27 protein-coding genes, 1 tRNA gene and 1 pseudogene are annotated in these 22,301 nt (G+C 62.4%); 11 read left to right on the top strand and 18 right to left on the bottom strand.

Annotation, left to right across the window (positions count from 1 at the left end):
• Window positions 1-47: 47 nt before the first annotated feature.
• The 3 genes from VLT15_04260 to VLT15_04270 all read left to right on the top strand — a co-directional run bounded on the left by VLT15_04260 (window position 48) and on the right by VLT15_04270 (window position 2,908).
• Window positions 48-479, top strand: coding sequence for a CBS domain-containing protein (locus VLT15_04260; protein ID HSR44430.1), 432 nt, complete (start codon window positions 48-50; stop codon window positions 477-479).
• 402 nt (window positions 480-881) lie between these two features.
• Window positions 882-2,525: a glutamate formimidoyltransferase gene (gene ftcD / locus VLT15_04265; protein ID HSR44431.1), complete on the top strand. Its 1,644-nt coding sequence runs from the start codon at window positions 882-884 to the stop codon at window positions 2,523-2,525.
• Window positions 2,522-2,908, top strand: coding sequence for a hotdog domain-containing protein (locus VLT15_04270; protein HSR44432.1), 387 nt, complete (start codon window positions 2,522-2,524; stop codon window positions 2,906-2,908). Before ftcD ends, VLT15_04270 begins: the two co-directional genes overlap by 4 nt.
• On the opposite strand, the gene VLT15_04275 is transcribed toward VLT15_04270, so the two are convergent.
• The 7 genes from VLT15_04275 to VLT15_04305 all read right to left on the bottom strand — a co-directional run bounded on the left by VLT15_04275 (window position 2,905) and on the right by VLT15_04305 (window position 7,691).
• Window positions 2,905-3,330 carry an RDD family protein gene (locus VLT15_04275; GenBank protein HSR44433.1) on the bottom strand — a complete coding sequence of 142 codons (426 nt, stop codon included), beginning with the start codon at window positions 3,328-3,330 and terminating at the stop codon, window positions 2,905-2,907. The genes VLT15_04270 and VLT15_04275 overlap by 4 nt on opposite strands.
• Window positions 3,331-3,344: 14 nt before the next feature.
• Window positions 3,345-3,743: a DUF2752 domain-containing protein gene (locus tag VLT15_04280; protein ID HSR44434.1), complete on the bottom strand. Its 399-nt coding sequence runs from the start codon at window positions 3,741-3,743 to the stop codon at window positions 3,345-3,347.
• Between the two features lie 45 nt (window positions 3,744-3,788).
• Window positions 3,789-5,114: a thiamine pyrophosphate-dependent enzyme gene (locus VLT15_04285; GenBank protein HSR44435.1), complete on the bottom strand. Its 1,326-nt coding sequence runs from the start codon at window positions 5,112-5,114 to the stop codon at window positions 3,789-3,791.
• Window positions 5,111-6,229: a pyruvate flavodoxin/ferredoxin oxidoreductase gene (locus VLT15_04290; GenBank protein ID HSR44436.1), complete on the bottom strand. Its 1,119-nt coding sequence runs from the start codon at window positions 6,227-6,229 to the stop codon at window positions 5,111-5,113. The genes VLT15_04285 and VLT15_04290 overlap by 4 nt, the downstream gene beginning before the upstream one ends.
• 56 nt (window positions 6,230-6,285) lie before the next feature.
• Window positions 6,286-6,747 carry an NUDIX domain-containing protein gene (locus tag VLT15_04295; GenBank protein HSR44437.1) on the bottom strand — a complete coding sequence of 154 codons (462 nt, stop codon included), beginning with the start codon at window positions 6,745-6,747 and terminating at the stop codon, window positions 6,286-6,288.
• The gene (locus VLT15_04300; protein HSR44438.1) at window positions 6,744-7,313 is read right to left on the bottom strand and encodes a 1-acyl-sn-glycerol-3-phosphate acyltransferase; all 570 of its coding nucleotides are present in this window, start codon (window positions 7,311-7,313) and stop codon (window positions 6,744-6,746) included. The genes VLT15_04295 and VLT15_04300 overlap by 4 nt, the downstream gene beginning before the upstream one ends.
• Before the next feature lie 84 nt (window positions 7,314-7,397).
• A complete protein-coding gene (locus tag VLT15_04305; GenBank protein HSR44439.1) occupies window positions 7,398-7,691 on the bottom strand; it encodes an HU family DNA-binding protein in 294 nt (97 codons plus the stop codon).
• Between the two features lie 480 nt (window positions 7,692-8,171).
• Here VLT15_04305 and VLT15_04310 point away from each other — a divergent pair, with 480 nt between their 5' ends.
• Together VLT15_04310 and corA are read left to right on the top strand one after the other, a co-directional pair.
• Complete coding sequence (locus tag VLT15_04310; GenBank protein HSR44440.1) at window positions 8,172-8,600, top strand: DUF1003 domain-containing protein; 429 nt, start codon at window positions 8,172-8,174, stop codon at window positions 8,598-8,600.
• 77 nt (window positions 8,601-8,677) lie between these two features.
• Window positions 8,678-9,649 (top strand): magnesium/cobalt transporter CorA, encoded by a 972-nt coding sequence (gene corA / locus VLT15_04315; protein ID HSR44441.1) that lies wholly within the window; start codon window positions 8,678-8,680, stop codon window positions 9,647-9,649.
• A 13-nt stretch (window positions 9,650-9,662) separates the two neighbouring features.
• Here the strand turns inward: corA and VLT15_04320 are convergent, their stop codons facing one another.
• From VLT15_04320 to VLT15_04350, 7 genes and pseudogenes are all read right to left on the bottom strand, one after another.
• The gene (locus VLT15_04320; GenBank protein HSR44442.1) at window positions 9,663-10,100 is read right to left on the bottom strand and encodes a heme-binding domain-containing protein; all 438 of its coding nucleotides are present in this window, start codon (window positions 10,098-10,100) and stop codon (window positions 9,663-9,665) included.
• Between the two features lie 165 nt (window positions 10,101-10,265).
• Entirely contained in the window at window positions 10,266-11,480 is a 1,215-nt protein-coding gene (locus tag VLT15_04325; GenBank protein ID HSR44443.1) for a hypothetical protein, read from the bottom strand.
• A 348-nt stretch (window positions 11,481-11,828) separates the two neighbouring features.
• Complete coding sequence (locus VLT15_04330) at window positions 11,829-12,500, bottom strand: hypothetical protein (GenBank protein ID HSR44444.1); 672 nt, start codon at window positions 12,498-12,500, stop codon at window positions 11,829-11,831.
• Between the two features lie 791 nt (window positions 12,501-13,291).
• Entirely contained in the window at window positions 13,292-13,633 is a 342-nt protein-coding gene (locus tag VLT15_04335) for a type II toxin-antitoxin system PemK/MazF family toxin (GenBank protein ID HSR44445.1), read from the bottom strand.
• Window positions 13,630-13,866 carry a hypothetical protein gene (locus tag VLT15_04340; GenBank protein HSR44446.1) on the bottom strand — a complete coding sequence of 79 codons (237 nt, stop codon included), beginning with the start codon at window positions 13,864-13,866 and terminating at the stop codon, window positions 13,630-13,632. Before VLT15_04340 ends, VLT15_04335 begins: the two co-directional genes overlap by 4 nt.
• Window positions 13,867-14,193: 327 nt before the next feature.
• Window positions 14,194-14,442: pseudogene (locus VLT15_04345) on the bottom strand (DUF411 domain-containing protein).
• 60 nt (window positions 14,443-14,502) lie between these two features.
• Window positions 14,503-14,913: a cytochrome c gene (locus VLT15_04350; protein HSR44447.1), complete on the bottom strand. Its 411-nt coding sequence runs from the start codon at window positions 14,911-14,913 to the stop codon at window positions 14,503-14,505.
• Between the two features lie 97 nt (window positions 14,914-15,010).
• Here VLT15_04350 and VLT15_04355 point away from each other — a divergent pair, with 97 nt between their 5' ends.
• The 6 genes from VLT15_04355 to VLT15_04380 all read left to right on the top strand — a co-directional run bounded on the left by VLT15_04355 (window position 15,011) and on the right by VLT15_04380 (window position 18,963).
• Complete coding sequence (locus tag VLT15_04355) at window positions 15,011-15,265, top strand: hypothetical protein (GenBank protein ID HSR44448.1); 255 nt, start codon at window positions 15,011-15,013, stop codon at window positions 15,263-15,265.
• A 3-nt stretch (window positions 15,266-15,268) separates the two neighbouring features.
• Window positions 15,269-15,595: a hypothetical protein gene (locus VLT15_04360; GenBank protein ID HSR44449.1), complete on the top strand. Its 327-nt coding sequence runs from the start codon at window positions 15,269-15,271 to the stop codon at window positions 15,593-15,595.
• A gap of 57 nt (window positions 15,596-15,652) precedes the next feature.
• Complete coding sequence (locus VLT15_04365; protein HSR44450.1) at window positions 15,653-16,354, top strand: response regulator transcription factor; 702 nt, start codon at window positions 15,653-15,655, stop codon at window positions 16,352-16,354.
• Window positions 16,351-17,535, top strand: coding sequence for a HAMP domain-containing sensor histidine kinase (locus VLT15_04370; GenBank protein ID HSR44451.1), 1,185 nt, complete (start codon window positions 16,351-16,353; stop codon window positions 17,533-17,535). Before VLT15_04365 ends, VLT15_04370 begins: the two co-directional genes overlap by 4 nt.
• A gap of 373 nt (window positions 17,536-17,908) precedes the next feature.
• The gene (locus VLT15_04375) at window positions 17,909-18,244 is read left to right on the top strand and encodes a hypothetical protein (GenBank protein ID HSR44452.1); all 336 of its coding nucleotides are present in this window, start codon (window positions 17,909-17,911) and stop codon (window positions 18,242-18,244) included.
• Window positions 18,245-18,438: 194 nt separating this feature from the next.
• A complete protein-coding gene (locus VLT15_04380) occupies window positions 18,439-18,963 on the top strand; it encodes a hypothetical protein (GenBank protein ID HSR44453.1) in 525 nt (174 codons plus the stop codon).
• A 332-nt stretch (window positions 18,964-19,295) separates the two neighbouring features.
• Here VLT15_04380 and VLT15_04385 read toward each other — a convergent pair.
• The 4 genes from VLT15_04385 to VLT15_04400 form a co-directional block, all read right to left on the bottom strand.
• Window positions 19,296-19,380: transfer RNA gene (locus tag VLT15_04385), tRNA-Leu, on the bottom strand.
• Between the two features lie 28 nt (window positions 19,381-19,408).
• Window positions 19,409-21,187, bottom strand: a complete 1,779-nt coding sequence (locus VLT15_04390) for an ABC transporter substrate-binding protein (protein HSR44454.1) — start codon at window positions 21,185-21,187, stop codon at window positions 19,409-19,411.
• A gap of 39 nt (window positions 21,188-21,226) precedes the next feature.
• Window positions 21,227-21,457, bottom strand: coding sequence for a preprotein translocase subunit SecG (gene secG / locus VLT15_04395; GenBank protein ID HSR44455.1), 231 nt, complete (start codon window positions 21,455-21,457; stop codon window positions 21,227-21,229).
• Window positions 21,458-21,545: 88 nt separating this feature from the next.
• The gene (locus VLT15_04400) at window positions 21,546-22,295 is read right to left on the bottom strand and encodes a phosphoglyceromutase (protein ID HSR44456.1); all 750 of its coding nucleotides are present in this window, start codon (window positions 22,293-22,295) and stop codon (window positions 21,546-21,548) included.
• Window positions 22,296-22,301 lie beyond the last annotated feature (6 nt).

A 22,301-nucleotide genomic window follows, 5' to 3' on the forward strand; every position in this document is an offset into this window, starting at 1 on the left:
GATGATTCGATACTCTTGCCACATTCGTTCTTGACTGGAGGTAGGCAATGGCGACCATTGGCGATGTTGTAGCCGAGAAGGGCGCGGTGGTGAATCAGATCGCGCCGGGCGATACCGTGTTCGACGCAGTGCGCACCATGGTCGAGGCCAACTGTGGATCCCTCCTCGTCATCAAAGACGGCGAAATCGTCGGGATCATCACCGAGCGGGACTACCTGCGCCGCATCGCGATCGAGGGTAGGACCTCGAAGGACACGCTCGTCCAGGAGATCATGACGGCGCCGGTGATCTACGTCGAACCCTACTGCGAAGTCGAGGAAGCCCTGGCCCTCATGACGGACCGGCACATCCGCCACCTTCCCGTGGTTTCCGGAGGCAAATTGCTGGGACTGATCTCCATCGGCGATCTCGTCTGGTATCAGACGAAAGAGCAGAGCTTCCAGATCCGCTACCTCGAGGAATACATCTCGGGTCGTTAGGCCGTCGATCTCGATGGAAGGTTCCGACGGTTCTCCATCGACACGGCGCACTCGATCAATTCAGGACTGCGCAAATCCCGACAACCCCGGCGGGCTTCTGAGCGTTGGCAGTCAACCTCTCGATCTCTCAGGCCCGCAGTGGTGGCCTCCAGGACACCGGAGGTCCACGGGCGCCCGAATGCGGAAACGACACCGGCGCCATGGCCGCCGGCCGGCACGGCGAAACCCAGAGGAGCAAGCGGAACGAGACCGGGTCCTGAGGAGCTGTGCGACACCACCATGGCGACGAGCACCGAAGATTCCGAGGCCACGACCGGTCGCCGCCCGGACCGATCTCGCAGCAGGGAAGCGACTGCGTTCGGTTGACCCTCACGAGGTATTGTCGGATCGACAGGAGGTTTCGTGAAGCTGATCGAGTGCGTTCCGAATTTCAGTGAAGGCCGTGACCTTCGAATCATCGACGAGATCACATCCGTCATACGGGGCGTCGACGGCGTACGGTTGCTCGGCGTCGACCCCGGGGCGGCGACCAACCGGACCGTGGTGACCTTCGCCGGTTCCCAGGAAGTGGTCGAGGAGGCGGCATTCCGCTCGATCAGCCGCGCCGCACAGCTGATCGACATGAGCCGCCACCGCGGTGAGCACCCCCGGATGGGCGCCACCGATGTATGTCCGTTCGTGCCTCTCGCCGGAGCATCCATCGAGGACTGCATCGAGAGCGCCCGCAGAGTCGGCCGGCGGGTCGGCGATGAACTCGGAGTGCCGGTCTACCTATACGAACATGCCGCCCCGGGAGGCCGGCGCTCTCTCGCAGAGGTGCGACGCGGCGAGTACGAGGGACTGGCCGGGCGGTCCGACGCCCCCGATTTCGGCCCCGCATACAACCCCTCGGCCGGAGCCACCGCGATCGGCGCCAGGCAGTTTCTGGTTGCTTTCAACGTCAATTTGAACACGAAAGACCGGCGCCTGGCTCATCAGATAGCCCAGGCAGTCCGCGAGACCGGCAGGCCCCGTCGCAGCGAAGACGGATCGATCCTCAAGGATGCCGACGGCAAGACCATCTTCGAACCCGGTCGATTCAGGGAGGTCAAAGGTGTCGGCTGGTTCATTGACGAGTACCAGCGGGCACAGGTATCGCTGAACCTCACCGACCACACCGTCGCTTCCGTCCACTCGGTGTTCGATGCCTGCCGGGAGGAAGCCGGAAGGCTGGGCCTGCGGGTGACGGGCAGCGAACTCGTCGGTCTCGTGCCGCGCGCCGCACTGCTGGCGGCCGGGGACCATTACCTGCAGGCGCAGGGAGCTACGATCGGAGTCCCCGAACGCGAGCGGATTCATGCCGCAATTCTTTCGCTTGGTCTCGATGAACTGACTCCCTTCGATCCGGACGCAAAGATCATCGAGTACGCCATCGGCGGTGAAAGCGGGGCCCTGGCCGGCCTGCCTGTCGTCCGGTTCCTCGATGAGCTCTCCGGCGACCTTCCGGCCCCGGGCGGTGGCAGTGTCGCCGCCCTCGCCGGTTCCCTCGCTGCTGCACTGGCGGCCATGGTGGCTGCGCTCACCTGGGCCAAGAAAGGGATGGAGGCCGAACGCCCCGAAATGGAATCGGTGGGCGTCCGGGCCCAGGAGTTGAAAGACTGGTTTGCCGCCGCAATCGATCGCGATACGGCCGCCTTCAACGCGGTGCTGCTGGCCAGGCGGATGCCCCGCGCTACTGCCTCCGAAGTCGAAGCGAGAGAAGCTGCAATCAGAGCCGCGGATCTAGGCGCAACACTGGTCCCGCTGGAAGTCCTCGAGCGCAGCGTCGAGGCACTCGAAGTCGTCCTGGCCGTCGCAAGACGCGGAAACCCGACGTCCGTCACAGATGCAGGAGTCGGCGGATGGTGCGGGTTGGCAGCCGCCGAGGGAGCATCTTTCAACGTTCGAATCAACCTCAGGGAACTAGCCGGTGACAACTCTGAACTCGTGAGGCGTCATGATGAGGCGCTCCGCCGGGCCAGGGAGGTCGCCGCTGAGGTCGGACGTGCAGTCGAGGAGCACCTGTGAGGGTCCTCGTGCCCGGCCTCGAGGGCTCTCATCGGGCAGTCGTCGACGAAACCGATACCGCCATCGCGATGGGGAGCGGTTCCGTCCCGGTTCTTGCCACCCCGCGCCTGGCCGCCTGGTTGGAAGCGGCAGCAGTCGCCGCTCTCGAAGGTCTGGTGCCCGCCGGTTCGACAACGGTGGGCACACGGATCGACATCCGGCATATTGCCGCCACGCCGGTTGGAAAGACGGTCGAGGCGAAAGCAACCGTGACGGCCGCGGAGGGCCGCACGGTTGAGTTCGACCTGCTCGCAACCGAAGGTGAGGCCACGATCGCAACCGGTCGACATGTGCGGGTCGTGGTCGATGAGGAGCGGTTCATCTCCTCTCTGGGACCGGCCTAGCCGGGCCAGGCGGCGACGGGATACACCGAGACCGGAACCACCACTGCCCCTGCCAGTTTGTCGTGCCACGTCTGCTTCTCAGGGTCCCAAAGCATCCACAGAAAACCGAGCAGGCACGGAATGGCGGATACGATCTTGCCGATCACCCGGATGAACGCCCCCGCGTATCCGATCGTATATCCGGTCTGTAGGCCGACCACCCTGATCGACATAGCTCGCTTCCCAACGGTCTGGCCAGACGGACTTCCCTCCAGGTACACGTAGTAGCCGTAGCCGGCGACGAAACCGACCACCGAGCCGAGAAACCCCATCCTTCCCAGTAGCGCGGTGGCCAGTCCGACAACGATCGAATCGATGACGGCGGCGATGAAACGCTCCCCGAAGCTTGCTCTCGGGCCCGATGGACCTGCAGATGTCGTCACGTGATCCTCCCCTTTCAGATGATCGCGAATCGATTGAGCTCGAACACCCACATCCCGACCAGCGCTATCGAGGCCAGCGGCATCGAGACGACGAGCCGATCCGGTCTTCCGACCAGCAAATAGAGTGCGAAGCCGACGGCCACCACACCCATAGGGTTGGCCGCCAAAGAACCTGCGAGATCCAGATGGGCGGCTGCGACAACGCTCGTAGTCATGCCGCACAGCGGACACGGAACCCCGGTGGCCGCTCGCAATGGGCAGAGAATCCCCGACCCCAAGGGCAGAAAGGGATGGAGGTAGGCCAGCAGCAGCATGATTCCGCCTGCGATCCGGAGATCAACCGGGTCAATACTGCGGGTTGCCGACCACCCGTTTCTCCCGGAAGGTCGGTGTTTCTCACAAGCGACGGCCACGGACCGAGCCTACCGATTCGGGACGAACCGGTCTTGGATTTACCTTCACAGGCCCGCCAGCCGGATGCCCGCCTCCACCGCCGCCGCATTGGACTCACCGAACGGGCCCTCGGCCGCCGCCGCACGGAGGGCGTCGACCGGAAAAACCCCGCTGTGCCGGACGGCTGCGGCGAGGGCCAGGAGACCGAGGTCCGCTTTGGGAACCCGGTCGGGCAGGGAGGCAGGGTCGACGACCCTGACTTCGGCACCGGACTCGATGTCGGCGAACTCGGGAACCGTGAGGATGATGGAATCGCTCGACAACCCGGCTGCTCTGGACCGGACCTTGCCGAGTCCGTCGGCGGTCAAGATCACGAGCATGTCGGGTCGGTCCGATCCTGCATAGTCGATCGGCCGGTCGGACAGCAGCAGCTTCGCCAGGCTGTGGCCCGTCTTGACCGTGACCGGGTAATCGTCTCGCTGAGACGCATAGAGTCCGCTCCTGATGGCGGCCAGCGCGCCTATCCGCGCCGCGGATCGCACCCGGCCGCCGGCTGAACCGGCCAGCTCGATCATGAACGGCCGTTCGAGGCTCGCCGACCAGTTCTGCTCCACCGGCACGGGCCCGCCGGGCACCGTGCCCGGGATGCGGGCGGACTCTCGCAGGGCGCGACTGTATTCCGGTCGCCCCTCTCTGTAGAGGACTCCGGTTTGGAAGCCGAGAGTCTCGAGCGTCGATTCGAGGGCGCGTCGGCTGAACTGATTCGACTTGACGAAGTAGGCGGTGCACAGCTCCCAGATATCCAGCAGAGCGAAGGAGTCGGAGGTCACGGCTTCGCAGATGCGTTGCGTGAGGTCGGCGTCGAAGCTCGTGCCCCGCCAGACGTATCCGGCGCCGTTTACCCCGACCGATCCGCAGATGTCGAGCGGGCGTTCCGGATTGCCGCCCGGCGTGGTGGTCGTGAACGCACCTTCCGGAGTGGTTGCCGAATGCTGGCCACCAGTCATGCCGTAGTTGAAGTTGTTGAACACCAGCACCGTGACCCCGATGTTGCGTCTGGCGGCGTTGAGGAGGTGAGTCCCCCCGATGCCCGTGCCACCGTCGCCCATCACCACGATGACGGTCAGATCCGGCTGAGCCAGCTTTATTCCCGTTGCGTAGGTGACCGATCGGCCGTGCAAGCCGTGGAAGGCGCTGGTCGCGAAATACTGATCAGAGAGCCCGGCGCATCCGATGTCGGTGACTATCACCGTCTTCATCGGGTCGGCTTGAAGTTCGACCAGCGCTTCGTTGAGATGATCGAGGATCGACTTGTGCCCGCAGCCGGGACAGAACGGGTACGGACTGTCGTTCCGGTAGCTGCCGAGGGTCGTAACCGTGGTCGGGTTCATGACAAAGCCTCCAGGAAGTCCTGGGGTGTGATCAACGTGCCGTCGGTTCGATGTACGCCTACCACGTCGGTCTTCCTTGCAGCCAGGCGCTCGATTTCGCGCCGGTATTGACCGTGGTTCAGTTCACCGACGATCACGCGCTCGTGACTCTCGAGCAGACCCAGTATGGCCGGTTCGGGTACCGGCCACAGGCTCTGGATGGTCAGCGCTGAGACCGGCCGGCCGCCGGCCCGGGCGACACGGACTGCTTCCCGCATCGAACCTGCGGTGATTCCGTAGGACAGCAGAGCAGTGTCTGCTCCGGGGTCGATGTCGGCCACCACCATGTCGATCTCGTCCTGATGATTCTCGATCTTCGCAACGAGGTGTTCGTTCAGAGCACCAACCGTCTGAGGATCCTTCGTAATGAACGCCCGTTCATCGTGAGTCGACCCGGTGAACCTAACGGGCGTATCGTCTCCGTAGGTGGCGATTGGTCCAACAGCATCCGGAGGTTGATACGAGTAGGGAGCGCCTGCGGACTCTCCCGGCGCCATACGCGATCGGGGTCGAACCGGGACCTTCTCGTATGCGTCGATATCCACCGTTGTGGCGGTGAGGTTCAACTCCTTGTCGGTGAGTACGAATACGGGGCAGCGAAACCGTTCGGCCAGATCAAAGGCTTTCATCGTCAGGGTGTAGCACTCAGGAACTGAGGAAGGGGCGAGGGCAATGATCGGATACCCTCCACCGGTTCCCCAGCGAACGAACTGGACATCGCCCTGTGCTGCAGTGGTGGCGCCGCCGGTGCTGGGGCCGAGTCGCTGCACGTCGATGATGACCAGAGGAACCTCACCGATGATTGCCATTCCGATGTTCTCCGAATAGAGGCTGATGCCGGGTCCGCTGGTGGCGGTCATCGCTCTCGCCCCGGCCATGGTCGCACCGATGCACATTCCTATGGACGAGATCTCGTCTTCACCCTGGATTGCCACTCCACCCACCAGAGGCATTTCACGGCTCATCCCGGTGAGGATCTGGGACGCCGGTGTTATCGGATAGCCGGCGAAGAAGTCGCAACCGGCGTCGACCGCACCTCGTACGATTGCTGTGGATCCATCTGTGAGTTCTCGCACGATCCCATTGTCGCCGGACGCAGTCGCCCGCGCGTAGGGGCTAAGGGCCCGTCTGACTATCCAGCGGCCAACTGCAGGAGCCGGTCGAGAAAGGCGTGTTGGGCGGGATTCATCTTCAGGCGGGCGGAGTCGACATCGAACCATTCAGCGCGGTCGACCTCCGGGAACTCCACCATGCGACCCGTGCGGGGCGGCCACTCAACTCTGACGGTGTTCGAGCGAATCTCGGCCGGGTCGAGATCACCTTCGACCGCCCACGCGTGCACCACCTTGCCGGCTCTCTGCCGGATGCGTCCGATGCTCTCGGTTCCGTCCGGGTCGAGCCGCGTGCCGGTTTCCTCGGCGAACTCCCGCAAGGCCGCATCGAGAAGAGGCTCTCCTTCGACGACCTCGCCCTTGGGGATGCTCCAGGCGCCACGGTCCTTCTTGGCCCAGAGCGGACCACCGGGGTGGACCAGCAGCACCTCTATGTCAACTCCCCTGGAGCGATAGAGCAGCACGCCGGCGCTCTCATTCACTGGGCCGTCTCTTCCTCCGCCAGCCTGACGGGGGTCTCGTTTCCCGGCTTGACTCCTTGAACTCCCCTGTAGAACGCCCTCAACAGGTCCATATCAGCAGCTATGTCGCCGCCGGCCCACAGTGGTGGCCCGATGGTTGCCACCCGATCGACCCCGTTGACGGACGCCGGAACGATCGGCACATGAGCCGCCAGAGCGATCCGATAGAAACCCGACTTCCACATGGTGCCTTTCGACCGGGTTCCCTCAGGAGCGACGACGAGAATCATCTCGTCGGCCGCCGCAAACGCCGCAGCCGTCTGTTCGACGAGGCCTTCGGGCCGGTCCCGGCGCACCGGAATACCCCCGAGTTTCCGCATCAACCAGCCGAGCGGTCCCCAGAACAGGCTGTTCTTGCCGATATATCGCGCTCGTTTGTCGAAATGGCCGAGGACACCGAGAAAGACGATGAAGTCGAAGTTGGAGGTATGGGGGGCGCCGATTGCCAGAAACTTGGGATCCTCGGGGAAGGCTCCGTCGATCCGCCAACCACGCAGTCGCAAGTAGTGCTTCGCAAGCCAGTACATCAAGGCAATGATCGCAGGAAACAACCGCAATTGACGAAGTGCCCCGCGTAGGGCGGGGCACTTCGGATAGGGGTTGGTTGAGTGCTATTCGGCGACGCGGTCCCGAAGGCCCTTCGCCGGCTTGAATGTCGCGTAGGTCTTGGCTGCGATTGTGATCGTCTCGCCGGTGGCCGGGTTGCGGCCCTGGCGTGCTGAACGCGATTTGGTGCCGAATGAGCCGAAACCGGCAATGGCAACCTTGCGCCCGGCGTCGAGCTCAACTGCAATAATTCCCTCGCCGGGTTCCGACGAAAAGATCGCGTCGACTACCTCAGCAGCCTTGGCCTGGGTCAGGTCCGCCTTCTTGGCGAGTTTCTTCGCCATCTCCGTTTTGTTCATCCACCCCTCCTAGAGGCTCGAAACTGTCGACGGTCCATCGCCGTCACGAAGAACGATAACCAAGAACGTCAATGAATTGGGGGATATCGCGATATCTCCGTGTAGGGACCCGGGCGCCGGAAAGCCTCGTCCCGGTGCGCGGAGCGAGACCATCCGGCGACGCTGATACTCCGCCGGATGCAACAGTCTGTCGTTGGCCTCTCGGCGGACGCCGAACGGACTCCGCATCGATCGCTGATGGCCGGGGGGTGGAGGCCAATTGCACGAGACGTCTTCGGATCCGCCGTCGCCGGAGGGCCCCGCTCCGGGGACCGCGCGGCAGTCGAAGAGTCCGGTTCTGCACGGCGGATCAGGGGCGGTCGAGGAGACCGCACACCAGGCTCACGGTGGATCCGTGACGGGCCGGAAAGGGAGCCCTTCCGCCTTCTAGGATCGGACCGAAAGGACGCTCACATAGCGGAACTTCGAAAGGAGTCGTGCATGAGACGGAACTTGGCGCTCTATCTGGCCAACCGGATGTGGCGTTTGCATCCCGGCGTGCGGAGCGACGACCAGTTGACTCCGGGAGAGCGCGCCGCAGACCGGCTTCGCAACGGCATGGGCTCGTGGGCATTCGTGTTCGTCGCGCTGGTGTTCCTGGCGGTCTGGATGGGGTACAACCGCAATACCGGATTCGACCCTTATCCGTTCATTCTTCTCAACCTGGTTCTGTCCTGTATCGCCGCTCTCCAGGGGGCCGTGCTGCTGATCGCGGCCCGCCGGGCCGATCAGATTTCAGCCGAACTTGCTCTGCACGACTACAAGACCGACAGCGAAGCTCTCGATCTAATCCGCCAACTCCAGGCAGCCACTGCTGAAATCCAGCAGCAGCTCGCAACAAGCGGGCCTTCCGGCCATCGAAGCCGTTGAAACCCCGGCGCCTACCCGACCCATCCGAGCGTGTCTGGCGGTAGCCGACCGTTGTTGATTGCTGCCACAATGAATCCATGATCATCGACTGCGCCGTCTACGACAAGGGGTTGAGAAGGCCGGGCGACAGACCGACCAAGGGTGCACGGCAAGCGGCCTCGGATCCCGAATCGTTTGTCTGGATCGGTCTCTACGAGCCCACGGCAGAGGAGTTCGCCTCCGTACGCGACGAGTTCGATCTTCACGAGCTCGCCGTCGAGGACGCCATGAAGGCGCATCAGCGGCCGAAACTCGAGGTGTACGACAACACCATCTTCGTCGTACTCAAAACCGCCAGGTATGTGGACATTGAAGAGGAAATCGAGTTCGGCGAGATTCTCCTCTTCATCGGAGACAACTTCGCGGTCGTCGTTCGGCACGGCGAAGCCAGCGGATTGACCGAAGCGCGGCATAGTCTCGAGCGTGACCCGGACCTCTTGAGCCTCGGACCGTGCGCAGTCCTTCACCGGGTGATGGACCGGGTCGTGGACGACTACGTCCCGGTTGTCGACGGACTGGGCAAAGACATACAGGAGGTCGAGAAAGAGGTGTTCTCGACCGAGTGGAGCAATCCCGCAGAACGGATCTACTTCCTGAAGCGAGAGGTTCTCGAGTTCCAACAGGCGGTCGCATCGCTCATCGATCCGCTCAATCGGCTCGGCCGTGGTTTCTTCGATGTGATCCCGGGCGAAATGCGCGAGTACTTCCGTGACATCTACGACCACGTCCTGCGTCTGTCGGATCAGGTGTCGGCATATCGGGATCTTCTCACCAGCGTGCTCGAAGCGAACCTCACTCAAGTGAGCGTCCGCCAGAACGAAGACATGAGAAAGATCTCCGCCTGGGTGGCCGTTGCGGTAGTTCCGACGTTGATCGCCGGCGTGTTCGGCATGAACTTTCAGCGGATGCCGGGCGTTGACGCCAACTGGGGGTTTCCTACCGTCGTCGGTTTGATGGTGCTGGTGGCCGCCACGCTCTACGGCCTCTTTCGCCGCAGCGACTGGTTATAGACGGCCACCCAGATCATCCGCCGCCAAAGGTCGCTCGAAGCCCACCGACGAACTGCCGGCGTTCAGCCTCCGTGAGACGCGCCGACGAGTGGACCCATCCGTAGTAGACCGGTGGCATCTCGCCCTCCTCCACCGATTCGACGATGTCATCCGTTTCGTGTTCGCCTCTTCCCCATTCCGAGAAGTTGAGCTTGCGGCGTCCTTCGTCGACGTCGCGCTCGACCATCCAGGAAAAGGGAGCGATGTTGGTGTACCAGGGCCACTCTGTCTCGTTGCTGTGACAGTCGAAGCAGGCGCCGACCGTCAGATCTCGAGTCGCCGCCGTATCCCAGAGGGGCTCGGCGGTCACCGGCGGGTTGGTGTGCGCCCTTCCGTAAGGGATCAACTGGATGAAGCTCAGCCCCCCGAGCAGGAACACCGAGCCCCACTTCAACCACTTCCGGCGGCTCATGATGAAACCCTTCGATATCGCCCGGCGGCGTGCTCCTCAGACATCACCAAATCTAGGCCGGAACTCACTCGGCAGGAGGCCGGGTGGTGAAGGGTCGGCCGGATAGGGCCTGAGGTTCTCGACCCTCCCGGTCACGCTCGGAACAGGGCACATCGGCTCTCCCGGCTAGATGATGGCGCTGCCGAACATGAAGACGAGGATCGCGGCGCCGGTGGTGATGATGATCAGAGGTGCCACGAGGTAGGCAGATCGCGATCGGTTCATCCACCGGTTGACGGCCCAGAGGAGAAGAGCGGTCGCCCCCAGCAAGTAGCCGACCAGGACCGAGTATGCCATCAGCCGGATGCGAGCAAAGGCGGCGTTGTAGAGGACGTCGTCGGTACCGAGGGCGAACAACACGCCGAGGAAGAACGCTATGACCGCGGCACCCGCAAGTGTGATCTCACTGTAGAAACCGATCCGAGCCACCCGGCCCGGCCCGGAGCCGGAGATGTCCTCAGCGGCGGTCGCCAGCCGCCACCGATGGCTGCCAACGGCGATTGCCCCGATCACGAAGGCGGTCACGAGCACCGAAACAAGCGCGAATGAAACAGGGGCGAACAACGGGTTGCGGTACCGGGGCAGATATGCGTCCATGAGACTGAAGAACTCGTTCTCGAAGTCGTCCAAGCTAAGGCCCACTTTGCTTTCGAAAGCCGCCTCGAAAGTCGCACCCTGGGCGACATCGATCAGTATGCCGGTCATGTCCTCTGGAGACTTGCCCTTTCCGTCTTCGTCCATCAGGTACTCGACCGCAACATGGAACATCGGGTAGTGGAAATGCTCGCCGGCCTCTGCGCTGGTGATCTGGGAGTAACTCTCGATCGATATCGGGCTGGTGGTTCCGTACTTCGCGGTCAGCCGGGCCAATTGGTCGAGTCCTCTGATGGGCGTGGTGTCGCCGGCCAGCACCAACGGCAGCCCCTCGATGAACCACGTATCGACGGGCCTGCTTTCGCCGCCCGTGATCATCCACTGGATGACATGAACCAGCTCATGCTTCACTACCGGCGCCAGAGAGTTGTTGCCGGTCTGTCTTTGATCGTGATCCGGGGACCACACGAGCAGACCGCCGAAGTACGCCCGACCGCCCCAATCCTGAGGGTCGTAGTCGTGGTACGCATAGATATCGATCTTGTTCCGTCCCTCGGGATACCGAAGCAGGCCGGGTTCGATTGACAGTTCGTCGAGCAGTTCTGCCCACACGTCCTCGGCAACGGTCGCTACCTCACGGCGAGCTTCCAGACTGGCGGCATCGCTGTAAACAACGAAGTTCGTGCTCTCGATCGGGTTCCCGTCATGAGGCCAGGCGTTTCGCGCATACCATGACCCCTCATCCACCATTGCTCCAGAACCGGCGGCGGCGCCATCGTCTGAAGACGGAGCGCAACCGGAGGAAACGACGCCGATAAACACAACGAGAGTTGCCTCGAGCAAGATCCGCATGGTTCACCAAAACAGCATCCCCGCCCCAATCGCCAGAGGCCTTCGGCCCTTTGATCAACCGTTGCCCGGGTACGGACCTGTAACCGCGCCGGAGAACCGGCCCGGCTAACGGGCGGCATCCGTCGCGATGACACTGGGTCGGCCCGGGTTTCGGCTGTCCCCTCGCGCAGGTTCCGCCCGACCCGTCGCCGGAGGCGGAGCTCCGCCGGAACCCGGCCGGCGAAGCTCCATTCCCGGTTGTGGCTAGGGGACGTATTGCTCGCGGATGAGAACGATGACGCCGTCATCCACAGTGAGCCACACGCCGGGCTGGAAATCGCGGGATGCTCGTTCCGCCAGCCAATCTGAATAAGGGACCGTCTCCTCGGTTGAGGGATCACCCGGGTTGGGTAGCCAGGTCACAGCAGCACCTTCGGCAACGGCGAGGAACCGCAGCCCGGGGTTGCCGTTACGAACGTAGTAGTCGTTGGGGGGCGGGGACTCCTTGCCGTCCTCAGCGGCCGCCAGCGCGGCAGCCTGTCCGTTGAACCAGCAGGCAAGATCAAAGTCGATCCCGCCGGTGGTCGCCTGATCGACGTACCCGAACCACTCGCCGTCCACCAGGGAGTCATCGGTTGCCGGCGTACAGCCCGAACCGGCGGCCAGCGAGTTGTCGCCCGGGTTATCGACAACGCCGTTATCCGGCTCAAGGGTGATCGGGGTATCGCCCGCTCCGCCGTCCGGTTCAACCGGGATCGGGGTATCGCCAGCTCCGCCGTCCGGTTCAACCGGGATGGGCTGGCCGACCTGTTGTTGGGTCGTTCCGCCTGTGGAATCGTCTCCGTCGGCGGTCGCCGCGTATGCAATCGACGAAACCGCCACCACCATCACCGCGACGCCCATCCATCTGATCTGAGCGCGGCTCATGGTCTTCACTTCCGCCATCCTTTCTTTTTCGTTTCGCCCAATTCGCGGATTAGACGATCGGGCGGCTCGAGAAGTTCCGACGAAGATCGAGAGGGGGAAGCCGGGTGTCAGCATCCAGGTCTGGCAGGGACTCCGCCCCGGTGACGTCAGCCCACCAGACGGCGGCGCGCCGACAACCATGGACCGGTCCGCACACGCTTCGGCATGCAGTTCGCTCCCGGCAGCGATCAAGGCCGGATCCGAAGGCTGGTTCCCGCCTCCGTCCGCAGCGCCAGACCCCGAGCAGGCGCTCAGAACGACAACAACCAATAGGATCGGCAAACGAAATGCTCGCAGTCGGCGGCCCTGTTCAGATCGTCGCAGGCGGACCGCTTTCCTTCGCGTCCCGACGTTCGCCTTCAACCGTCGGGACGTTTCGGAGGTCGTTGGTGGAACCCGAGGAGGCAGACAACCTCAGGGTCAAGGATCACGGCAAAGTGTTTGAAACCTGCGATTGACGCGGCTTTAGGTCGAGCTGACTACACAACCCCAGGTCAGCGCGTTATCTGGGAGGGCAGTCCATCGACCTTCCGAGCTGTCTTTGACGGATGACGGTAGAAGTTCGGTAGGAGCCCCCCTGATTACCCGACCCGACGGAACAGACCGACTTGGAAACCCCAGGCCGTTGACCCGGGGTTTCTGAGTGTCGGAGGGGCGTCTGCAGCCTCTAGTACACGCGATCCTTGGGAGACGTGGTTGGTCGCCGCGTCGCGTGATTGACCCCGAGGATCGCATGGCATCCGAGGAACTTCGAACGCCCGTCAGAGTTCGAGCAGAAACCGAAGGACTCGACCAACCTCGAAGATCGTAGAAGGACCGACCTGCCCGAGACGAGCGATCATCCGCCGTTCGGAAACGGACTTGAGGTCCTCGCATTTCGCATAGCTCAACGCCTCCAATCCGGAATCTTCTGGGTCAATCTCTATGTGTGACGGAAGATTCCGATGAGATGTCGTACAAGGAACGACCATGACCACCCCCGCCGGACTGTCATTGAGCGCATCCGCCGAAACCACCACGGCGGGACGGCGGCCCGACTGTTCTCGTCCAACCGGCTCGCCGAAGTCAACCAGCCAGATCTCGCCTCGCCGTGGGGTGATCACGAGCGATCGCTGGCCGCGCCATCTTCAAGGCCACGCTCATGCTCGATCTCGGCCCACGCCACTGGATCTGCTCGAAGATCGTCGAATCCAACCTTCATCTGGTCGAAGAACAGGCGCCGTTCTAGCGCATCGGCTGCCTCATCCAGTAGCTGCGTCATCGGACGCCCGGTGGAATCGGCCAGTCTGGCAAACCGATCTCTGGTGTTCTCGCTGACTCTGATGGTGGTGCTCATGAATCGAGTATACCAAGTCGTTGACTAATCAGTCTACATCTAGGGGCACCGAGGAATACGTCATGAGCGTATCCGCTGTTCACCGACGGTGCGGAAGCGACCCGTCGCGGTGTACAGGCATCAACCGTAACCATCCAAGAGATGGACCTCACTGGAGAGTTGTCTTCTCGCGGTGTCGGAGGATCGATTCGGACCCTAATCCCTCGTGGCACTCCGTCCGGCGAGTTCCCGGCAGCCGGGTAGCCCGGATACGCGCGCTATCCCCATCCCAGTGAACGGATCCACCTTCCCGAACCGCGCTGTCGAGCGGCGACCCGGGCCGACAGATCAGAAGTCGAACGGGACGAGAGCTCCGTCGTTCTCGATCAACACCACCGGTTGCGCCTCCCAGGTTTCGGCATCGCCGCCCATGCCTGGGGAGTCGGCCGGCATGCCCGGCAGAGCAATCCCGATCGCATCGGGGCGTTCATCGAGGAACTGCAGAATGGCCCCGGCCGGCACGTGACCTTCGATCACATAGCCGTCGAGCAACGCGGTGTGGCACGATCCGACGCCATCCAGCCGTCGCAACAAAGATGCCGACAAGAACGGCCATCAATCCGGTTCGCATCCGAACAGGGTATGTGAACTGCTCGGCTATGGCGGATACGGCTCGAACCCCTCCCGGCGTTGCACATCGCGCACGAAAGCGACAATGGCCTCCACCTCTGAGTCTGAGAGATCGTCGATAGGCGGCATCGGCCCGAATGACCAATGGTGCGGGGTTACCCCGCGGCGCACCGCCAACAAGAATGCCGCATCGCCGTGGTGGCCGGGTTCGTACACCTCGGACAAGTGAGAAGGACCGCGTTCCGTCCCGCGAAGGCCGGCACCATGACAGGAGGCACACGCTTCGGCATACAGTTCGCTCCCGGCAGCGATCAAGGCCGGATCCGAAGGCTGGTTCCCGCCTCCGTCCGCAGCGCCAGACCCCGAGCAGGCGCTCAGAACGACAACAACCAAAAGGATCGGCAAACGAAACGCTCGCAGTCGGCGGCCCTTCCACATTCCGCCGAGATGCTAGCCCCGGGTGCGGTCCGGATACCCCCTACTCGCGGCAGCGCAGCCTTTAACGAATCTTGATGTTTGGCCCGGAAGTTGCTGAATGTCCATCGGCAACACTTTGGGTCATGACATCAAAGCAAGGAGAACAACGGTGATGTGGGGTTACGGAATGTGGTGGAGCAGTCTGATCTGGCTGATCCTGATCGCAGCGATCATCTGGACACTGGTCGCCACCAATCGCCCCGGTCGATCCAACCGCGCCGGCGCACTCGAGATCCTCGAAGAGCGTCTGGCCCGCGGAGAAATCGATGCCGAGACCTACCGGGCTACCCGGACAGAACTAGAGAGGAACTGAGAAATGAACAACAAGAGGGAACTCATCATCGCAGCTGCGACTGTCGTCGTTCTAGCGATACCGACAATGGCCTGGGCCTTCACCGGTCCGCTGTCTGCCGATCCGCCGGCACCGAACGTTGGAGACGAATCGCTTGACGAGGGATCGTACGACTGGATGAACGAGATGCACGACTACATGTGGAACGGCGCCACCGGCGACGGATCGTACGACTCGATGAACCAGATGCACGACTACATGTGGAACGGCGGCGAACTCCCCGAGGACTTCGCCGGCGGGCCGGCCGGATCAAGGCACCCGATGGGAGGCGGAATGTGGGGCGACCGATAGCCCAAACGCGAACAACTGCCCTAGTGAGTCTGAATCGACAACGCCCCCTACCATCACATGGTGACTTCAAGACGAATCTTGATCGTGGACGACGAGCGGGACCTCCGAACGATGCTCTCCACGTATCTGACCGCAGATGGTTTCGAGGTCCTGCAAGCCGGCGACGGCGAGCAGGGCCTCGAGCTCGCGCTCACGAGAAAGCCCGATTTCGTCGTTCTCGATGTGGGCCTACCCGGCATCGATGGTTTCGAGGTGTTGCGGCGACTGCGAGCATCTTCAAGTGTTCCGGTGATCATGCTGACTGCCCGCGCCGAGGAGGTAGACCGAGTGGTCGGCCTTTCGGTGGGCGCCGACGATTACGTCACGAAGCCGTTCTCGCCACGAGAGCTGGTTGCACGAATCACTGCAGTACTCCGACGTACCGACCGCGCTCCGGCAGCATCGTCGGCCGAACTGCTCGAGTTTTCCGGACTCACGATCGATGTCGGATCGCGCGAGGTCAGGTGCGATGGTCGAGAGGTCGATCTGAGCGCTCTCGAGTTCGACCTGCTGGCTGCGCTCGCACTCTCACCGCGCCGGGTCTTCACCCGGCAGCAACTCATGGAAGAGGTGTGGGGCTGGGACTACGTGGCGGTCGATCGAGTGGTGGACGTCCACATCTCGAACCTTCGCAAGACCCTGGACGACGACACGTTGAACCCACGCTTCATCGCAACCGTCCGGGGCGTCGGCTACAAGTTCATCGGTGAATCCCGATGAAGAGGTTCACCGGCAAACTCTGGACACGCCTACTGGCAGCGCAGCTACTCATCATTGCACTGGGTGCCGTAACGCTCATCGTTCTCATCGAACTCCTCGCGCCGACGTTCTTCGCCAACGCCCTCCGCACCATGAACTCGATGATGGCCGACCCGAGTCACATGGGCGACATGATGACCGGTAGCTCATCGACCGGACAGTTCACACCGACCGTCCAAGCGGATCTCGAAGCGTCGTTCGACAGTTCGTTCCGCCGCGCCCTGGCAATCTCCCTGGCCGTCGCCGGGATTGCCGCCATTGGGACAACGGCCTACGCAACGCAGCGGATACTTCGGCCGCTTCAGGCCGTGAGGTCCGCAGCCCACAAACTCGCCGACGGTGCCTACGACCAGCGGATCGATCTCCCGCACGAGCAGGAGCTCGCCGACCTGGCTCGGGATGTAAATGCCTTGGCAGAGACCCTGGCAACGACAGAGGCTCGCCGCGTCCGCCTCATTTCCGAAGTCGCTCACGAGCTGCGCACTCCACTAACCACGCTCGAGGGGTATCTCGAAGGCCTCCTCGACGGCGTGTTCGAGCCGAGCAACGACGTTTTTGCCGCGTCCGGGCGCGAGGTTCGCCGCCTCAAGCGTCTCGCATCCGATTTGTCCGAACTCTCACGCGCCGAGGAGGGTGCTCAATCCCTTCAACTCAAGTCGTTCGACGTCGGAGCTTTGACTCGCGAAGTCGCGGGGAATCTGAGGACCCAGGCGAATGCCAAGGGAGTCCGGTTGATGGTGGCCGATGGACCGGGACTGCTGCCCGTGACGGCCGACCGGGATCGAGTTGGGCAGGTGCTCACCAATGTGATCGGCAACGCAATCAGTTACACCGACGAGGGAGGCCAAATCACAGTCGGGATGACGGGCAACGACGATTGGGTGACGATCGCGGTTGCAGACTCCGGGCGCGGATTGAGTGCCGATCAGCAGTCAGCGGTCTTCGAACGTTTCTACCGGGGCGACCCCACTGGTCCGGGGGGAAGCGGAATCGGCCTCACCATCGCCCGCGCCATTGCCCGCAGGCACGGCGGCGATATCGAGGCGGACTCACCCGGGCCGGGAAAGGGTTCGACGTTCACGATCCTTCTCCCACGCAGTACAGCCGACGACACGGCACGTGGGAGCTTGGCCGGCGACTGAGGGCTTCGCGGCCTGTTCACATCGTCGCAGGCGGACCGCTTTCCTTCGCGGCCCGACGTTCGCCTTCCACCGTCGGGACGTTGCGGTGGTCGTTGGTGGAAACCGAGGAGGCAGACAACCTCGGGGTCAAGGAATACGACAGAGTGTCTGAGACCTGCAATCGACGCAGCTTTGAGGTCGAGCTGGCTACACAACTCCAGGTCAGCGCGTTATCTGGGAGGGCAGTTGATCAACATTTCGAGCTGTCCTTGACGGATGGTGACGGTTTAGCCCTTATTTGGCCCGGTGTGTCAACCAGAAAGTGGCTAGGCAACTCTGTCTGACGGGTGTTCAATCGGAATAGAACGCAACCGAGAGGGAGTGAGTGTCTCTGATGCTGGAATGGATCTACGCTCGGATCAAGTTCTTCGTTCTTTGCATGGGTCTGTGGGCAGCGGCCGTATGTGGTTTTGTCCTGACGGCAACTTTGAATCAGATTGCGTCTGAACAGGCTGTGATTGTGCCTCTGTGGCCTTTCGGCGATGTGGTCTTTGAACCGCCTCTTCGCTACCTGGCGATTTCTCTCGTGTTTCTGGGGCTTGGCATTGGTCTCGCGATCCCGTTCAACTCTGAGGTCGGCCTGGAACCGGTGCGGAGACAGTGGGCCAAGATCTTGGCCGCTTCTATGCACGGTTTGAAGCGTATCCTGACTGCACCTTTCAATCGATAGTGCCGCGCCGTGGGCACGCCAGTCGGCTCATGGACTGAGACTTTGAAAGGCTAGGCGCTCCAGGGATTGGCCCTACGAAGCCTGGCTCGGCGGGTTGGCTACTCGGGGCCATATGCATCTGGTCGGTCACAAGCCCGAGCGCGATAATCGTAGGTGGAACGGAAAGGGAGCCTCGTTGAAAGAGGCGACTGATCGTGAAACGTACCCCACTGATCGCCCTCCTGGCGACTGTTCTGGTCTTTGCGTTTGCGGCACCGGCAACTGCCGGGGGAGCAAACGACAACGGAAACGGCAATCGGACGCTCTGGGTCGAAACGTACTCGTCTGTGGGAGTCTCCTATTCGGTGCCTATCTGCGAAGGCGGCATCGTCGTCGATCATGTCGAGGCTCAGGGACCATACGAATGGACTAGAACCTTCTTCGGCAAGCCCGACTTCACCAGAGCCGGTTTGAGTCATGTCTCGGTATGGGCGTCTGACGATGGCGCCTACCGGCACGTATATCGCGAGAAGCAAACCGTCAACAGTATTGACTTCGGAGGAACCGGCCAACCGAATGTCTACAACATGCATGGCAAATGGACTTGGTCTGACCCTGACGGCGTCTATCTAGAACGCAGCACTCTCAATCAAAACCGCTGGGATCAAGACGGCGTGTCGCAGCCGACCAAGTACATCGACACGGGCTGGGTGTGCCTGCGAGACACCGTGCTCCCGTAGCCACGCCGCTGCCGGTTGGATAGTGCGATTCTGGATGGGTCAGGAATTGAAACTCCCCGACTCAACTGGACCCCCCGACTTCGGTTGCGGGGTTCCAACATTTCTGCTTTCCGATCCTGGCCCCACACCTTCAGGCAAGATTCTTTCGATAACCCCTGGTCAGAAAGCCGTTCTATGGGTTTCCGAAGCGTGTCCTGCACCCGACATTCAGGAGATTGGGAGGACTGTCTCCAAGGTGAATGTCACCAAAATGCCACCAAGAGCAGATTCGTTGGATTGTGGGCGGTTGGCCCGGACAGCAAGAAACCCCCGTTGACCTGGGGGTTTCTCAGTGTCGGAGGGGGGACTTGAACCCCCACGCCCGTTTAGGGCACTAGGCCCTCAACCTAGCGCGTCTGCCAATTCCGCCACTCCGACGTGGTCGGCGCAGTATACCCTCAGCCGGTCAGCCGCCGATTCGGTGCCAGAGTGCAGCGTTCCATGTTGCGGGAAAGGCTGCGACATGGTCAAGCCCCTCAAACGCGGTCGACCAGGCGGCCGCCGCATTGGGCGCTGCGAATAGGGGCAGAAGGACCATGTCTTCTGCCAGGAGGGCGTCGATCGCCGTGAGCTCTGCCCTCAACACCTCCAGATCGAGAATGCCGTCCAGACCGGCGATTCGTTCCTTCAGGTCGTCTGCAGCCGCGGAGGCAACAGAATCGCCGGCACCCCACCGATAGAAGTTATATCCACCATCCTCGGGCAATGCGAGGAAGCGGTCCTCGAGGTCGGATACTGCTCCCACCGGGCCGGGTGAGGCACGCCATGCCCATTCGCCGACGTCAAAAACACCGGGGAGGATCTTGTCGCGGAAGAACTCCCCCACCTCCCGTAGGTCGACATCGACCGACACACCGGCGGTTGACAGCCTCCCGAGCACGAGTCCTGCGATCTGCGTTCTCTCCACGCTGGTCGTAGTACTGAAGATCACGACCGCCTCGTCGCGGCCCAGATCGGAGACTGCCTCTGCCAGCAACCTGTCCTGAAGCGACTCATCGACTGAATATTCTGCCCAGCCGGATGCAGATGCCGCCGGCCACGACATACCGACAACGGTGTCGAGCACAGACACCCGGCCGGCGAAGACCTCCGATACGATCGTCTTCCGATCGAGGGACCTGGCCAAGAACTCGCGAAAAGCGACAGATTCGTTCATGGAGCCGGGGTTCGCCTCGAATCTGCGGGGCCCGTACTCGAACCCTATATGTTCATACTCGGGTCCTGCGGCGATCTGGACTTCGATCGACGGGGAGGACTCCAATTTGTCGAGAAGTACGGGGTCGGCAGCAACCAGCGCGGCATCTACCGTCTGGAACTCGAAGGCCGCCAAGAGTGCATCATCGGCAGAGAAGAACGCTATCTCCAGTTCATCGAGATACGGCAGCCGGTCTCCCAGATCATCGACAATCGGGTATCGGTCGTTCCGAACGAAGCGGACGGCCCTGCCGGCATCCCAGGAAGCGAATCGGAACGGTCCTGCGCTCATCCACGTCTGCTGGTTCCAATCCTGACCGAAGTCGGTCTCCTCGATCTGCGATGCGGGCACCAGCACCGGAAACAGCGACAGGAACCGGATGGTCGGACGTTCCAGGGTCATAGTGATGGAAGTAGATGAAGCTTCGATCGACTCCGGGAGTATCAAGGAGTGCAAAGTCCGGAGGTCCGGTCTTATCGGCAAGGATGGGTCCAACATCAGGCCGTAGGTGAAAGCGACGTCGAAACCTGTGATCGCCTCACCGTTCTCCCAGCGTGCGTCGGGATTCAGGTCGTAGCGGACGGTCATCGTTCCGTCGTCGTTTACCCGGAGTCCGCCGTTCGTGAGGGACGGGACGGCGTTCGCTGCCTCCGGTACAGGATCCTGCGTCTTCGGATCCAGCCCCATCAAGCCGATCGTCCACAGCTCGGAGAGCGTCTCAACCGGCGGGGCGTTGCCGCCTATCAAGAGCGGGTTCAGTGAAAGCGGTTCACCCACAACTCCGAATGAAACCGAACCTCCGGTTTGAACCGGGGCCGGCGAGGTCGTCGTGGTGGTTGAAGAGGTTGCCTGCGGCGCGACCTGAGTCGACGACGGTGACGTGGTGGTCGTCGTGTCGTTGTCCCCGGTGAGTTGAGGGATGAGGAGCCACAGGACCCCCATCCCGATGACGACGAGCCCGATGGCCACCAGCGCGATGATCCGGCGCATGCCGTGACCCCGTTCGGTTGGCTGTTTCCGGGCTAGACGCTAGCCGAGCAACCAGGCGAGCAGCATCGTTGTTGCGGCAAACACGACACCGACGATGACGGTCAACCGGTCGAGGTTCCGCTCGACGACGGTCGAGCCGCCCAGGCTCTGCGGGGCAAAACCTCCACCGAACATGTCGGAAACGCCGCCACCGCGTCCGGCGTGCAACAGGATGAGCCCGACGAGCCCCAGCGATGCGATTATGTGAATAACGACGACAGCTACCGTCATTTGTTGGAATCCTCCTCGTCGGCACCCTGCGGGTGCAACGGCCGACACAGTATGGGAGCGGACCCGTTCGAAAGCAAGTTCTTGGCGATCATCCCGCTTGTTTTGCAACCGCTTCCGCGGCCCGGGCGGCCGCTTCTGGATCCCCCAGGTAGCCCGAAGCGAGCCTGGCCAGATCGGCGTCGAGCTCATAAACGAGCGGTATGCCGGTTGGGATGTTGAGGGACGGTATCTCCTCGTCGGAGACACCGTCCAGGTGTTTGACCAGCGCCCGGAGGCTGTTGCCGTGGGCGGCAATGACCACTCGCCTGCCGTCCCGTAGATCGGGCACGATCTGGTCGTACCAGTAGGGCAGCATTCTCTCGACGACATCCTTCAAGCATTCCGTGGCGGGTAACAGATCCGGCGGAAGGCCTGCGTAGCGTCGATCATGGACCGGATGCCGCTCATCGGTGATGTCCAGCGGTGGCGGCGGGACGTCGTAGCTCCTGCGCCACTCGTACACCTGGTCCTTGCCGTGGCGCTCGGCGGTTTCTTTCTTGTTCAGGCCTTGCAGTGCGCCGTAGTGGCGTTCGTTCAACCGCCAATGCCGCTTGACGGGTATCCAATGAAGTCCCATTTCCTCCAGGGCGATGTTGGCGGTGTTGATTGCCCGCAGCTGAAGGGAGGTGTGGACGACATCGAACTCGAGGCCTGCTTCGGCCATCAACCGCCCGGCGTCGCGAGCCTCCCTTTCACCCTGCTCCGTGAGGCCGACGTCCGTCCACCCGGTGAAACGATTCTCGAGATTCCAGGTGCTCTGACCGTGCCGGAGAAGAACGAGGGTCGAAGTGGCGGCCATCTCCGT

This window comes from Acidimicrobiia bacterium (genome assembly GCA_035471805.1).
Taxonomy (GTDB): Bacteria; Actinomycetota; Acidimicrobiia; order Spongiisociales; family JAHEDJ01; genus JAHEDJ01.